Raw genomic sequence first — 14,850 nt, forward strand, 5'->3', positions numbered from 1 at the left:
TTTTCAGTCCTTCGGCAGGTCGAGGAAATGCCCGACCGTGGTAACGGCAGCCGGCTGCGCGACAGTGCCGCCGGCCATTGCCAACGCGCGATTGGTGTCGGACGTCTTCACTTCGTCGGTGTTGTTGAGAAAATAGTCTGCGTTGCTGGCAGGCTGCGTACCATCGGTCGGCACGATGAGTTTCTTCGACGGATCGACCGGCTTGACCAGATAGGGCGTGACGATCATGACCAGGTCGGTCTCGCGCCGCTGATAGGATTTCGACGAAAACAGCGCCCCAAGCACCGGCATTTTGCCAAGCCCGGGAATGCGCGACGTGGTGATGTCGTTTTGCGACTGCAGCAATCCGGCAATCATGAAGCTCTGGCCATTCTTCAGGTCGACCGATGTCCTGGCGCGGCGCACGATGAAGCCGGGCACCGATATGTTGCCGATATTGTAGGAGGCCGACGCGTCGACCGATGAGACTTCCGGCGCGATATCCAGGCTGACCAACCCGTCCTTCAGCACTGTCGGCGTGAAATCAAGGCTGACGCCGTATTTCTTGTAGCTGACCGAGATCTTGCCGTTGTCCTCGGAAACAGGGATCGGAAATTCGCCGCCGGCGAGAAAGCTTGCCGTTTGGCCGGAACGGGCGATCAGGTTCGGTTCGGCCAACCGACGGGCCAGGCCGCGCTCTTCCAGCGCCTTGATGGCGATATCGATCGACACACCGTCCGACAGCAACCGGCCGATAATCTCGCCGGTCCCGGCCCCCGGCAAGGTACCCGGATCGATGGTGACGTCGCGCCCGCCGAGGCCTAAGGCGAAATTGGCGCTGTATTTGGCGCCGAGATCCTGACCCGCCTGGCGGTTGATCTCGACAAAGCGGACGTTGAGCTGGACTTGCTGCGACGACGAGATGTTGACCGAGTTGATCACCTCCTCGGCGCCGGAAAAACGCGTCGCGATCTTGTTTGCCTTTTCGGCGGCGACCGCGTCATCGGCCTCGCCCGACAGCACGACACGGCCATTGGCCGAGCCGACCTTGATCCTGGCGTCCGGCACGCTGGCGCGGATGGTGCTGGCCAATTGGTCGGTGTCGAGCGTCACCTCGATGTCGACGGTGCCGACGAGTTGCTTCTTCTCATCGAACAGCGCGATGCCGGTGGTGCCGAGGTTGTTGCCGAGCACGTAGAAGGATTTGTCGGTCAGCGGATTGACGTTGGCGATCTCCGGATCGCCGATGACGATCTGGTAGAAGGCGGCGCTGGTCATGATCGTCTTCGGCTTGCCCTTGGCCACCTTGATCGACGCATTCTTGGTCGTCGACACATAGACGATGTCGTTGTCGGCCCTTGCCGAGGCGCCGAAGGCCAGCATCCCTGCGGCAGCCAGTGAAGCCGCCACAGCCACGGTGCGCAACACGCGCAACCGTCCCATGACCCGATATGCAATCAGCCCGAACATTGTCCCGTCCCTCACCCAGTCCCCACTGGTTTCTATTGCTGGTCCGGCGAAGGAACCTGGTATTCCTCTGCCTTCGTGCCGCGCGTCACGATGACCGTCTTGAATTTCGGTTTCTCCGGCTCTTTCGCCACGGCATTGAACAACGAACTGGCCGCGGCCTGCACGTTGGAGGCGACCGATCCGCCGAACGAAGAGATGGTGGTGACGCCGTTCTTGCCGTCATCGCCTTCGCTGGCGGAGCGGAGCGACAGCGACAGCGAGCCGACGGTGCGGGCAAGTGCCACTTTCTTCGCGCCTTCGGTGGTCACCTCGATGGTCACGGAATTGGCAATCTGCGGCGTGGTCTGGCGCTCGTCGGCGCCCTGCCCGACGCTCAGCACCTTGGCATCGGAGACGACGATTTCGGAGGTGATGGTCGAACCGGCGGCGCCCTGCGCGTTCTTGGCCACCTCCTGGATTTCGCCGGCATCGCGGGTCAGCACGACGTCAACCCGGTCGCCGGGTGTGACGAAGCCGCCGACACCTGCAATCTCGTCGGTGCGGATGGTCACCGCCCGCATTCCGGGCGTCAGCATGTTCGAGAGCGTCGCGCGGCCATTTGGCCCCGACAGCTTGGTGAGCAGCACCGGCTCGTTGACCTCGATCGGCGTCAGCACCACGCGATTGCCGTCGCCAAGCAATCCATCGATGGTCGGGAAGGCGCCCTGCGGCAGGGAATCCTGCGGCCAGGGAATTTCGCTGAGCTTTGTGCGGTCGAGCTCCATGCCATAGCGCAGCGGAGCATTGGCCACCACGATGGTCTTGAACTCGATCTTGGGTGCAACTGGCGCGGGGATCGACGCCGTCTTCGCTTCGCTATCTGCCCTAGCCTGGCTCTTGACCCAGAAATCCGCGGCAAAGATCGATATCGCGCCAAAAACGGCGGCGATGCCGATCATCGATATGGCCTTGCCCCTCACGCCCGAAACCCCTGATGCCCGCAGTTTCTTGTTTTGTTGGGTTCATGCTAGGCGGCATTGTTAAAGAATCAGGAATCCAACGCGGTGGCATTTGACCTATTTCCGCCGGATTGGTTATCGAATGGTTCTGCGCTAGGACGGGCAATTCCCCGAACGGAACAGGAACCTCGGTCGCTTGGCGCTGAAAAGCGTGCCAGTATCGCGAGGTGATTCGCAGCATCGGACTCTATGGCAGGCATGGACGACAACAACGATCTTTTCGGCAATCTGGACAAGCAGCCGCAACCGGTCCGCACACCGGCGCGCCCGGCGGATCCGCTGGTGCAGGCGACCAGGCGTCCCGCCGCGACCAAGGATGGTAGCGAGGGCTATAGCGCCGCCGACATCGAGGTTCTGGAAGGGCTGGAGCCGGTGCGGCGCCGGCCAGGCATGTATATCGGCGGCACCGACGACAAGGCGATGCACCACCTGTTCGCCGAGGTCATCGACAATTCGATGGACGAGGCGGTTGCCGGCCATGCCACCTTCATCGATGTCGAGCTCTCTGCCGACGGCTATCTCGCCGTTACCGACAACGGCCGCGGCATTCCGGTCGATCCGCATCCGAAATTCAAGAAGCCGGCGCTCGAAGTGATCATGACGACGCTGCATTCGGGCGGCAAGTTCGACTCGAAGGTCTACGAGACCTCAGGCGGCCTGCATGGCGTCGGCGTCTCGGTGGTCAACGCGCTATCGGACCATCTTGAGGTCGAGGTCGCGCGGGGCCGCCAGCTTTATCGCCAGCGCTTTTCGCGCGGCGTGCCGGTAACCGGCCTGGAACAGCTGGGCGAGGTTCACAACCGGCGCGGCACAAAGATCCGCTTCCACCCCGACGAGCAGATTTTCGGCAAGGGTGCTGCGTTCGAGCCGGCGCGGCTCTACCGCATGACGCGCTCGAAAGCCTATCTGTTCGGCGGCGTCGAAATCCGCTGGACCTGCGACCCGTCGCTGATCAAGGAAAAGGACCAGACGCCGGCCAAGGCCGAGTTCCATTTTCCCGGCGGCCTCAAGGATTATCTCAAGGCATCGCTTGGCGACGAGTTCCAGGTGACGCGCGAAATCTTCGCCGGCAAGAGCGATAGGCAAGGCGGCCATGGCTCGCTCGAATGGGCGGTGACCTGGTTCGGCGGCGACGGCTTCATCAATTCCTACTGTAACACCATCCCGACCGGCGAAGGCGGCACCCACGAGGCCGGCTTCCGCAACGTGTTGACGCGCGGCCTGCGCGCCTATGCCGATCTCGTCGGCAACAAGCGCGCCTCGATTGTCACCTCGGAAGACGTCATGATCTCGGCGGCGGGCATGCTGTCGGTGTTCATCCGCGAGCCCGAATTCGTTGGCCAGACCAAGGACAGGCTGGCGACGATCGAGGCAATCCGCATTGTTGAGACCGCGATCCGCGATCCTTTCGACCATTGGCTGGCCGACAATCCGCAGGAAGCCTCGAAGCTGCTCGAATGGGTGATCGCGCGCGCCGACGAGCGGGTGCGCCGGCGACAGGAAAAAGAGGTGTCGCGCAAGAGTGCGGTGCGCAAATTGCGGCTGCCGGGCAAGCTCGCCGACTGCACGCAGAATGCCGCGGCCGGCGCCGAACTGTTCATCGTCGAAGGCGACTCGGCCGGCGGCTCGGCCAAGCAGGCACGCGACCGCGCCAGCCAGGCCGTGTTGCCGCTGCGCGGAAAGATCCTCAACGTCGCCAGCGCCGGCAATGACAAGCTTGCCGGCAACCAGCAGATTTCAGACCTGATCCAGGCGCTCGGCTGCGGCACGCGGTCGAAATACCGCGACGAGGATTTGCGCTACGACCGCGTCATCATCATGACCGACGCCGACGTCGACGGCGCCCACATCGCTTCACTGCTGATCACCTTCTTCTACCAGGAGATGCCGGCCCTGGTGCGTGGCGGCCATCTCTATCTGGCGGTGCCACCGCTCTACTCGATCCGGCAAGGCGGCAAGGTCGCATATGCCCGTGACGATGCGCACAAGGACGAGCTTCTGCGCACCGAGTTCACCGGGCGCGGCAAGGTCGAACTTGGCCGCTTCAAGGGTCTGGGCGAGATGATGGCCGCGCAGCTCAAGGAAACCACCATGGATCCGAAAAAGCGCACGCTGCTTCGCATCGATGTCATCGACGCCGAGGCCGCCACCAAGGACGCGGTCGACGCGCTGATGGGCACCAAGCCGGAAGCCCGCTTCCGCTTCATCCAGGAACGCGCCGAATTCGCCGAGACGGAAGTGCTGGATATCTAGCCGCCAGCCGGTCCATAACAGGCTCGACTTGCGGAGACCGGCATGTGATCTGGGCGCGGCTGAAAGGCTATTTCGAGACCAGTTTGGCCGGGCTGACGCAACCGACGCGTTCGGACTGGATTTTCTCGCTGCGCACCGTTTCGGCCGGCCTGATCGCGCTTCTGGTCGCCTACGCCCTTGAGCTCGACCACCCGCAATGGGCCATGATGACGGTGTTCATCGTCGCCCAGCCCGTCGCCGGCATGGTGCTGGCGAAGGGCTTCTACCGGCTGCTCGGCACGCTTGCCGGCGGCATAGCGGCGATCGGCATCACCACGATCTTCGGCACCAGCCCCTGGGTGCTGGTGACGGTGCTTGCCGTCTGGATCGGCATCTGCACCTTCGTCTCGTCGCTGCTGCGCAATCCCGAAGCCTATGGTGCCGCCCTTGCCGGGTACACCGCGATGATCATCGGCCTGCCTGCCTTCGGACAGCCGCACGTCGTCGTCGACCTCGCGGTCGCGCGCTGTGCCGAAATCATGCTTGGCATTGTCTGCGCCGGCCTGACCAGCCGGCTGATCTTGCCCAAACTGGCCAGCGACGCCATCATCTCGCGGTTGAAACGCTGCATCCTCGATCTTGCCACCTATGCCGGCGGCGCATTCTCCGGCGGCGATCCGGCGATCCTGTCGGGCCTGCACCGAAAGCTGGTCGCCGACACCCAGACGCTTGGCGAGATGCGCGCCTACGCCAGGCTCGAAACGGCGAGCTTCGCGCCGCGCGCCCATCCGGTCCGGCGCACCATCGGGCAACTGCTCTCGGCCCTGTCGGCGGCGCGCGCGCTGCATTCGCACGCCGCCCCGAAGAACGCAGCACTCATTCCGGTGCGCTCGGAGTTGCAGGCCCTTGTCAGCGAACTGGCCGCCAAACCCGGCGCGCTGGACGACACCGCACCCTGGGTGGCCCGGCTCGACGCGATCTCGGTGAAGGCCCGGCAAATGCCCGATGCCTCGGCCGATCAGGGCGACGACAGGGTCGGCACCATCACTCGCCTCACCATCGCCGCCGATTTCGCCGAGGCGCTCAAGCAGGTGCTGCGCGGCCTCGACGCTTTGCGCGCGCCTGTCACCCGTCTTGCCCGGGGCAGCAGGCAACCCGCGCTGGTGGTGCACCGTGACTACGCCGGCGCATCGCGCAATGCCGTGCGCGCTGCCCTTGCCACCTTGCTGGTCACGGCCTTCTGGCTGACGACGAAATGGTCGGAAACCGCAGGCACGGTCATTCTCGTTGCCGTCGTGTCGAGCCTGTTCGCCGCTCGCCCCGACCCCGTGCAAGTGTCCTGGGGCTTCTTCAAGGGAACGCTGCTGGCGCTTCCCTTTGCCTTTCTCGTCGGTCAGGTCGCATTGCCCGCTTTGCCCGGCTTCGGCTGGTTCATGCTGCTTGTCGTGCCGATCCTGGTGCCGACGGCGCTCGCCATGGCCAATCCGCGCCATGTCGGCGTGGCGACGGCCTTCGCCATCAACTTCCTCGCCTTCCTCAGTCCGCACCAGGCGATGGCCTACGATCCCGCCCCGTTCTTCGCAGGTTCGGCGTCGGTCCTGGTCGGCATCCTGCTGGCTATCGGTGTCTTCATCCTCGTGCTGCCCGCCGATCCGTGGCTTGCGGCCAACCGCATCGTGCGCGCCATGCGCGAAGATCTGGCGCGGCTTTGCCTACATGAGCGCGTGCCGAGGCGTTCAGCCTTCGAGAGCCTCGCCTATGACCGCATCAACCAGCTGATGCCGCTGGTGCAGAATGCCGGCAGGAAAGGTGATGCGGTTCTGGGCGGCGGCGTCGCCGCCGTCACCGTCGGCTTGGAAGTCCTGCGGCTGCGCGACGCAAGCCAGGGCCATGCCATCCCATCCGAGACCGCGCTTTCGATCGCCAACTTTCTGAGGGGGCTGGCGCGGGAACTGCTCTTCCACGCACCCGGCGATCCGCAAACGTCGACCGTCGCCGTCGCCCGGCAGTATGCGACGAGCATAGCGCAGCGCAACGCCACCGGCGAGATGCTGCAGATCGCGGCATCGCTGCGCATCATTGCCGCGGCGATGGAAGATTTTCCCGATTTCTTCGCGAGGGATAAAGGCTAGGCCGCGGCGATCGCCAGCGCGTGCCCCCGCGCATTCTCACGCAGCGCATCGAGATGGATCGACTTGACCAGCGTGGCGAGATCGCTTTGTGCTGACTGTCCGCCCAATTCCTTCAGCATCAGCCAGCTGACCTCCTGAACTCCGGCGACACGCTTGCCGTTGGCCACCTCGCGCCAGATTTTCAGCGCGCGCAGGACGATGGCATGCGTGACGGCGGCAAGGCCGGCGCTGCGAAACAGCGCCTGCAAGGCCACATCGTGCCCGCCGGCCAGCAGCGCCCTCACCCTTTGTTCGGATTGCTGGCTGAGCGCGACCAGCGCCGAGCCGAAGAAATCGACCTTGCCATGCGTGATGGTGCGGATGAGGAAGCTCGCGGTGAGGTCGCCGCGCAGCCTGAGATGCTCGATCAGCGCAGGATGTTCTTCCTGGCGCGTGCCTTCGATCAGCGTCACCGAAGCCTTGACGCAGGCGTCGCGCATGACGCGATCGGCTCGCGCCGCGCCCATCAAGGCCATGACCAGCGGCGACGTTTTCAGCATCTCGCCGAGTTTGACGAGCAGCATGTGCCGGCAGTCGGCAGGCAGGCGGGCATCCGATATCAGGGCTTCGCGCACCAGGGGCAGATGGCCGTGGCGTTCGGCCATGCGGCGGAAGCTGAGCGAGGCGATGTCGGCGCCGCTGTTGGCGAGCAACACGGCGCAGGCTTCCGCCTCGCCGATCTCGGCGATGGCCGCCGACAGCGCCATCGAAACGAACGGCCGGTCGGCGATCAATTTCTGCGTCACCTTCGGGCTGCTGGCCACGCGGTTGATCAGATCGGCGTCGGTAAGCAGCGGCGAACGTGCCAGCACCACGCCGGCGACTTCCGGCTGATCGGAGGCCAGCGCGCTGATGATCTGCAACGGCGCGTGCTGGCTCATCGACAGCGCTTCGGCGATCGCCAGCCGCACCTTCGACGAAGCGTCGTCAAGCAACAGCGTCAGCGCCGCCTCGGCAGCGCAGCGGTCCTCGAAAGGCAGGTCGGAATTGACGTAGGCCCGAGCCAGCGCATTGGCCGCGGCGGCGCGCTCCGAGACCCTGGCGGTGCAAATCCATCTCAAAAAATGCGAAACAACCATTGCCGCCTGCTTACGCCCCTTGCCAGAACGCTCCTGGCCCCATGCAGACGGTAGGCAGAAAAGGTTTACGAACGGTTCACCATGTTCATTAACTGGCTTGCGAGCCCTGAATGCAGCGCCTATCAACCCCACAGGCAGTAGAGGAGCGGGAGATGGCCGGGCTTTATTTGGAAGAGTTCGTCGTCGGCCATGTCTTCCAGCACACGCTGCGCAAGACCGTCACCGAGAGCGACAACATGCTGTTTTCGGTGATGACGCTGAACCCACAGCCGCTGCATATCGACTTCGATTTTGCCGCCAAGAGCGAATGGGGCAAGCCGCTCGTCAACTCGCTGTTCACGCTCGGCCTGATGATCGGCATCTCGGTCAACGACATCACCGTCGGCACCACGGTCGCCAATCTCGGCATGAAGGAAACGGTGTTTCCGCACCCGGTCTTCCATGGCGATACCATCCGTGTCGAAACGACGGTGATTTCGGTGCGCGAATCCAAGTCGAAGCCCGACCGCGGCATCGTTGAATTCGAGCATCGGGCCTACAATCAGAACGGCGATCTCGTCGCCAAATGCACGAGGCAAGCGATGATGCTGAAGAAGGCGGGCTGATGCGTTCGCTGCTGTTCGTCCCCGGTGATTCCGAGCGGAAGCTGGAAAATGGTTTTGGCGCCGGCGCCGACGTGGTCATCGTCGATCTTGAGGATTCAGTGGCGCCGCAGAACAAGGCGCTGGCGCGCGAAATCGCGGCGCGCTTCATCTCCGAGCGTAGGGCGCAAACCAGCTCAGTGATCTATGTGCGCGTCAACGATCTGTCGACCGGCATGACGGATGACGATCTGGCTGCTGTTGTTTCAGCCGGGCCCGACGGCATCATGCTGCCAAAATCGAACAGCGGCCTGGATGTGCAGCATCTCTCGGCAAAGCTCAGGGTTCACGAGGCCGAAAGTGGCCTTGCCGACGGCGCGATCAAAATCCTTCCGATCATTACCGAAACCCCGGCAGGCGTGCTGGCGGCGGCCACCTATGCCGGGACAAGCGCACGGCTTGCCGGTCTCACCTGGGGCGCCGAGGATCTGTCGGCGGCGATCGGCGCGCGCACGGCCCGCGACGAGCGCGGCGGCTACACCGACGTGTTCCGCCTGGCCCGCACCATGACCATCCTTGCCGCGGGTGCGGCGGAGGTTGCGGCGATCGACACCGTCTTCCCGAATTTTCGCGACATGGCGGCCTTCGAAGCGGAATGCGCCGAGGCCGAACGCGACGGCTTCACCGGCAAGATGGCGATCCACCCCGATCAGGTGCCCGTCATCAACGCAGCTTTCACGCCTTCGGCCGAAGCCTTGAGACAATCGGCGGCAATCGTCGCGGCTTTCGCGGCTGCGGGAAATCCCGGCGTCGTCGGCATCGACGGCAAGATGGTCGACCGCCCGCATCTGCGACTGGCCGAAAGGCTTCTGGCGCGGGCCAAGGCGGCCGGGATTTCAGCCTAGTCCTTGTTCCAGCGCGGCCGACGCATCGGAAACACCTCGTTGACGCTCGCATAGTCCATGTAGCCGAGACGAGCGACATTGCCGGCCTTGGTGATATCGAACAGGCCATCCGTCAGGAAGGCATCGTCGATGTACACGCCGACCACTTCGCCGGCGACGACGACAGCGCTCGTCGCCGATCCGTCCAGCGCCTTTGGGCGAAAGACTTCCGTCACCCGGCATTCGAGCGCGGCCGGTGCTGCCGCCACGCGCGGCGGCGCGACGAGGCGTGACGGCGCCATGGCAAGCTCTGCATAGGCGAACTCATTGACGCCGCGCGGCGCGTCGACGGACGTGCGGTTCATCTTCTCGGCGAGATCGCGGCTGACCAGATTGGCGACAAACTCGCCGGTTTCCTGGGCGAAGGTGGCGCTGTCCTTTTCACCTTCGGAGGAAAACCAGACGATGAAGGGCCGCGTCGAAACGGCATTGAAGAACGAGTATGGCGCGAGATTGATCTCGCCGGCCCCGTTCAGCGTCGATATCCAGCCGATCGGACGCGGCGCCACGATCGCCTTGGAAGGATCGTGCGGCAGCCCGTGGCCCTTTGAAGGTTCGTAGAACATCTCAGCCCGCCCACGGCCCCGAATAATCGGCATAGAGCTTCGCCGGATCGGGCCGGGGCCGCTCCGGCGCCGGGCCGGTATAGGAGCCGATATGGACGAAGCCAATGACGCGCTCCTGCGGCGCCAGCCCCAGCAGCGCCCTACCCTCGGGCACATCCGAATACCAGTTGCTGATCATATTGGTACCATAGCCCAAAGCATTGGCTGACATCATCAGGTTCATCGCCGCCATGCCGCCCGACAGGAACATCTCCCATTGCGGGATCTTTGGATTCTCCCTGGGGATCGACACCACGCCGATCACCAGCGGCGCACGCGAGAACCGCGCCAGTTCCTGGTTGCGGCGGCCTTCCGGCAACGGCCCCTCCCGCTGCTCGGCAAGTGCTGCCAGTTGCCTGCCGATCTCGATGCGGGCGTCGCCGCGATAGAGGATGAAGCGCCAGGGTTCCAGCCTGCCATGGTCGGGCACCCGCGAGGCAGCTGTGATCATCGTCGCGATCTCCGCATCGCTCGGCGCCGGCTCCTTCAAATCGGGGATCGGTGCGGAGTTCCGGGTCAGCAGGAAGTCGATGATCGGCGACGCCATGGGCGCAAGTCTCCTAAAACACTCTGTTTTGAGCTGGAGCGCACCATCGGGAATTCGGGCGGCTCGGGCAATAGCGCGGGCGCGCCGGACGGAAGAGTCGTATCGGTTGGACTCTTAAGCCTTGAAATTGCCACCGCCATGGGCTTCAACGCAAGGCATGTTTGAGGGGACACTGCGTCTTTTCCTGGTCTGGTTGGTCGCCTTGCTGTTCATGGCGCCGGTTTCGCTCGCCATGGCACAGACCGCGGATGGCGTTAGCAATCTCAAGCTTCCCGGAATTTCGAGCTACGCGACGCCGAAAGGTGAGAGGTCGCTGGCGCTCGGCAGCGGCGGCGCCATTACCCTGTCCGCCCAATTGACAGACAAGGGCGCCGACATCACCCGCGGCATCGTCTGGCGCGTCTTCAAGCCCGAGGCCGTCAACGGCAAATTGCCGATGGTGGCCTCCGCGCATGGCGGCACCGCCGTCTTCCAGCTCGAACCCGGCAGTTACCTGGTTCATGCCTCCTATGGCCGGGCCGGCGCCACCAAACGCATCACCGTTGTCGGCAAGGACGCCAAGCGCGAAAGCCTCGTGCTCGACGCCGGCGGCCTCAAGCTCGACGCGGTTCTGTCCGGCGGGGTGCGCATTCCACCGAAGAACCTGCGCTTCTCGATCTACGAAGGCACCGCCGCGCCGAATGGCGAGCGCGCGCTGATCATACCCGATGTCGAACCCAACAGTGTCGTGCGGCTCAACGCCGGCACCTACCATGTCGTCTCGACCTATGGCGCGGTCAACGCGGTCATTCGCTCCGACATCCGCGTCGAGGCCGGCAAGCTGACCGAAGCCACCGTCGAGCATCATGCCGCCGAGATCACGATGAAGCTGGTGCGCGAAACCGGTGGCGAGGCGATCGCCGACACGTCCTGGTCGCTGCTCAACGAATCCGGCGATCCGATCAAGGAATCCGTCGGCGCCTTCGCCTCGATGGTGCTCGCCGAGGGCGACTACACCATCATCGCCAAGAACCGCGACCGCATCTACCAGAAGGATTTTACGGTCGTTGCCGGACAGAATCAGGAAATCGAGGTTCTGGCCACCGAGGCCGCGGCGATTGATCCCGAAGAAGGTGCTGATTAACCTTCCGCCGCGGGCTTGCCGACTTCAGGCCGCCAGCTTGGTCCGTGCCGGCAGGAACGGAAGCCGGCGACGCGCCACGATTGGCGCCAGGTCGAAGACGCCGCGATAAAGGCGGTCGAGCAATGCCTTGCGGTCGCGCAGTGGCTCCAGCTCGCTCCAGCTTAGCACATCACCGACGCGGACCTCGATCGCCTTGCCGGACAATCGCGCGAATTCGCGGATGAGCAGCGACGTGCGCAGCGTCAGCGACGCCTTGCCGACGAATTTCGCCAGGCGGCCATCGCTCTCGGCCATGTTCATCGGGCCACTGACCAGATGGAACAGCCGGCCGTTCTGCCCGGAAAAATGCATCGGAATGACAGACGCCTTGGCGTCCTGGACGAGACGGGCCGGAAACATCTTCCACGGCAGGTCGCGTGCCCGGCCAAAGCCCTTGGGCGCGGTGGCGACGCCACCGGCCGGAAACACCACGATGGTGACGCCCTCTTTCAAAAGCCGCACCGCCTCGTGGCGCACGGCCATGTTGTTCTTCAGCGCGTCCTTGGTCTCGGAAAAGTCGATCGGCAGCGAATAGGGCTCCATCTCGCGGATCTTGAGCAGATCCTTGTGGATCATCACCCGGAACGGCCGCCCCAGCTGCTCCGCCAGCGACAGCACGGCGATGCCGTCGCCAATGCCGAACGGATGGTTGGCGACGATCACCAGCGGTGTATCCGGCAATTGCGCGGGCGGCCATTGATCCGCTGTCCGCACCCGGACGTCGATCACGTCGAGCATGCGGTTGAAAACGCGCTCGCCGGACGGCACGACCTGGCGGCGCCAGAAATCATAAAGCGCGGTGTAACGGTCGCGACCCGACAGGCCCTCGACCGAATGAATGAACCAGCGCGTCAGCGCCGGCTGGCGCGGATTGGCATAGGAAAGCTCGGGAAAGGACCGTTCGCGCAATTTCAGCTTGAGCATAAGGGCTCGTTACAAGGTTGGCATGACAGGGATATGAAAATGGCGGTGGATCGCTCCACCGCCATGTCGTCTGGACCACGCAGATCAGGCAGCGCGCTTGCGCCTGCGGTCCGGCGTGACCGCTTCTTCAGTCAATTGCGCGATCGCTTGGGCGAGGCCGAGCGATTCCTGGTCGCGCGAGCCCAGCCGGCGCATGTTGACCGTCTGCTCCTCCGCCTCGCGCTTGCCGCAGACGAGGATCACCGGAACCTTGGCCAGCGAGTGTTCGCGGACCTTGTAGTTGATCTTCTCGTTGCGCAAATCCGCTTCCGCCAACAATCCGGCGGCCTTGAGCTTTGCCACCACCTCGGTCGCATAATCGTCGGCGTCCGACGTGATCGTCGCCACCACCACCTGCAGCGGGGCGAACCACAGCGGGAAATGACCGGAATAGTTCTCGATCAGGATGCCGAGAAAGCGCTCCATCGACCCGCAGATGGCGCGATGCACCATGACAGGTTGCTTCTTCTCCGAATCCGAGCCGATGTAGAAGGCGCCAAAACGCTCCGGCAGGTTGAAGTCGACCTGCGTCGTGCCGCACTGCCATTCGCGGCCGATGGCATCCTTAAGCACATACTCGAATTTCGGCCCGTAGAAGGCGCCCTCGCCCGGGTTGATCGAGGTCTTGATGCGATTGCCGGACTGCGTCCTGATCGTCTCCAGCACGCTGCCCATGATCGCCTCGGCGTGGTCCCACGCCTCGTCGGTGCCTACGCGCTTGTCGGGCCGCGTCGACAGCTTGACGCTGATCTCGTCGAAACCGAAATCGGCATAGGTCGACAGGATCAGATCGTTGATGCGCAGGCACTCCGACGCCAGCTGTTCCTCGGTGCAGAAGATATGCGCATCGTCCTGCGTGAAGCCGCGCACGCGCATCAGCCCATGCAGCGCGCCGGATGGCTCGTAGCGATGCACATTGCCGAATTCCGCAAGTTTTACGGGCAGATCGCGATAAGACTTCAACCCATGCTTGAAAATCTGCACATGGCCCGGACAGTTCATCGGCTTCAGTGCGAAGACGCGGTCGTCGTCGGTATCGTCACCGGCAACCGTGACCTTGAACATGGCGTCGCGGTACCAGCCCCAGTGGCCAGAGGTCTCCCACAGGCTCTTGTCGAGCACCTGCGGCGCGTTGACCTCCTGATAGCCCTGTTCGTCGAGCCGGCGCCGCATGTAGTTGACCAGGTTCTGGAACATCTTCCAGCCCTTGGCGTGCCAGAAGACGACGCCCGGCCCCTCTTCCTGGAAATGGAACAGGTCCATCTCGCGGCCGAGTTTCCGGTGGTCGCGCTTCTCCGCCTCCTCCAGCATCGTCTGGTAGGCCTCGAGCTGCGCCTGGTCGGCCCAGGCCGTGCCGTAGATGCGCGTCAGCATCGGGTTGTTGCTGTCTCCGCGCCAATAGGCGCCGGCCACCTTCATCAGCTTAAAGGCATTGCCGATCTGCCCCGTCGAGGCCATGTGCGGCCCACGGCAGAGGTCGAACCAATCGCCTTGCGCATAGATCTTGAGATCCTGGTCCTCGGGAATGGCGTCGATCAGTTCCAGCTTGTAGCGCTCGCCCTTGTCGGCAAACACTTTTTTCGCCTTGTCGCGCGACCAGACTTCCTTGGTGAACGGCTTGTTGCGCGCAATGATCTCGCGCATCTTCTTCTCGATCACCGGGAAATCGTCGGGCGTGAAAGGCTCGTTGCGGGCGAAATCATAATAGAAGCCGTTCTCGATCACCGGGCCGATGGTCACCTGCGTCCCCGGCCACAATTCCTGCACGGCTTCCGCCAGCACATGTGCGGTGTCATGGCGGATGAGCTCCAGTGCGCGCGGATCGTCGCGGGTGACGATCTCGACCTTGCCGGACTTGCCCAGCGGATCACTGAGGTCGCGCACGACGCCGTCGATACTGTAGGCGACCGCCTTCTTGGCCAGCGATTTCGAGATCGATTCGGCAAGCCCGGCACCGGTCATCGCCGCGTCGTATTCGCGGACGGAGCCATCAGGAAATGTCAGGGAAACGGAATTCAGCATGGGGTTCTCCTATCCAGTCCCGCAAACGAGCGCGGGTGGTCAACTGCATGTCGTTCAGAGTGTGCAACGCTTTGGGCGACATGCATGGGGGTAAAGC

12 protein-coding genes are annotated in these 14,850 nt (G+C 63.7%); 5 read left to right on the top strand and 7 right to left on the bottom strand.

Annotation, left to right across the window (positions count from 1 at the left end):
- Positions 1-3: 3 nt before the first annotated feature.
- Both AC1D08_RS24425 and cpaB read right to left on the bottom strand, forming a co-directional pair.
- Entirely contained in the window at positions 4-1,449 is a 1,446-nt protein-coding gene (locus AC1D08_RS24425; RefSeq protein WP_457151892.1) for a type II and III secretion system protein family protein, read from the bottom strand.
- Positions 1,450-1,481: 32 nt separating this feature from the next.
- Positions 1,482-2,408 (bottom strand): Flp pilus assembly protein CpaB, encoded by a 927-nt coding sequence (gene cpaB, locus AC1D08_RS24430; protein WP_245331172.1) that lies wholly within the window; start codon positions 2,406-2,408, stop codon positions 1,482-1,484.
- A gap of 237 nt (positions 2,409-2,645) precedes the next feature.
- Here cpaB and parE point away from each other — a divergent pair, with 237 nt between their 5' ends.
- The gene (gene parE / locus AC1D08_RS24435; RefSeq protein ID WP_457151893.1) at positions 2,646-4,700 is read left to right on the top strand and encodes a DNA topoisomerase IV subunit B; all 2,055 of its coding nucleotides are present in this window, start codon (positions 2,646-2,648) and stop codon (positions 4,698-4,700) included.
- A 44-nt stretch (positions 4,701-4,744) separates the two neighbouring features.
- The gene (locus AC1D08_RS24440; RefSeq protein WP_457151894.1) at positions 4,745-6,811 is read left to right on the top strand and encodes an FUSC family protein; all 2,067 of its coding nucleotides are present in this window, start codon (positions 4,745-4,747) and stop codon (positions 6,809-6,811) included.
- Here AC1D08_RS24440 and AC1D08_RS24445 read toward each other — a convergent pair.
- On the bottom strand, positions 6,808-7,929 hold the full coding sequence (locus tag AC1D08_RS24445; protein ID WP_477424254.1) for a DUF2336 domain-containing protein: 1,122 nt from the start codon (positions 7,927-7,929) through the stop codon (positions 6,808-6,810). The two genes, AC1D08_RS24440 and AC1D08_RS24445, sit on opposite strands and share 4 nt — an antisense overlap.
- Before the next feature lie 152 nt (positions 7,930-8,081).
- Between AC1D08_RS24445 and AC1D08_RS24450 the strand changes: the two genes are divergently transcribed.
- Positions 8,082-8,534 carry a MaoC family dehydratase gene (locus tag AC1D08_RS24450; protein ID WP_095087868.1) on the top strand — a complete coding sequence of 151 codons (453 nt, stop codon included), beginning with the start codon at positions 8,082-8,084 and terminating at the stop codon, positions 8,532-8,534.
- Entirely contained in the window at positions 8,534-9,415 is an 882-nt protein-coding gene (locus tag AC1D08_RS24455) for an HpcH/HpaI aldolase/citrate lyase family protein (RefSeq protein ID WP_457151896.1), read from the top strand. The genes AC1D08_RS24450 and AC1D08_RS24455 overlap by 1 nt, the downstream gene beginning before the upstream one ends.
- Here the strand turns inward: AC1D08_RS24455 and AC1D08_RS24460 are convergent.
- Both AC1D08_RS24460 and AC1D08_RS24465 read right to left on the bottom strand, forming a co-directional pair.
- A complete protein-coding gene (locus tag AC1D08_RS24460) occupies positions 9,412-10,020 on the bottom strand; it encodes a flavin reductase family protein (RefSeq protein ID WP_095087866.1) in 609 nt (202 codons plus the stop codon). The two genes, AC1D08_RS24455 and AC1D08_RS24460, sit on opposite strands and share 4 nt — an antisense overlap.
- Before the next feature lies 1 nt (position 10,021).
- The gene (locus AC1D08_RS24465) at positions 10,022-10,606 is read right to left on the bottom strand and encodes a nitroreductase family protein (protein ID WP_457151897.1); all 585 of its coding nucleotides are present in this window, start codon (positions 10,604-10,606) and stop codon (positions 10,022-10,024) included.
- Positions 10,607-10,763: 157 nt separating this feature from the next.
- Here AC1D08_RS24465 and AC1D08_RS24470 point away from each other — a divergent pair, with 157 nt between their 5' ends.
- Positions 10,764-11,729, top strand: a complete 966-nt coding sequence (locus tag AC1D08_RS24470; RefSeq protein ID WP_457151898.1) for a hypothetical protein — start codon at positions 10,764-10,766, stop codon at positions 11,727-11,729.
- 24 nt (positions 11,730-11,753) lie between these two features.
- Here the strand turns inward: AC1D08_RS24470 and AC1D08_RS24475 are convergent, their stop codons facing one another.
- Positions 11,754-12,692, bottom strand: coding sequence for a lysophospholipid acyltransferase family protein (locus AC1D08_RS24475; RefSeq protein ID WP_457151899.1), 939 nt, complete (start codon positions 12,690-12,692; stop codon positions 11,754-11,756).
- Positions 12,693-12,776: 84 nt separating this feature from the next.
- The gene (thrS, locus tag AC1D08_RS24480; protein WP_477415914.1) at positions 12,777-14,753 is read right to left on the bottom strand and encodes a threonine--tRNA ligase; all 1,977 of its coding nucleotides are present in this window, start codon (positions 14,751-14,753) and stop codon (positions 12,777-12,779) included.
- Between the last annotated feature and the right edge of the window lie 97 nt (positions 14,754-14,850).

It is taken from the genome of Mesorhizobium sp. P2_E6, from assembly GCF_056403835.1.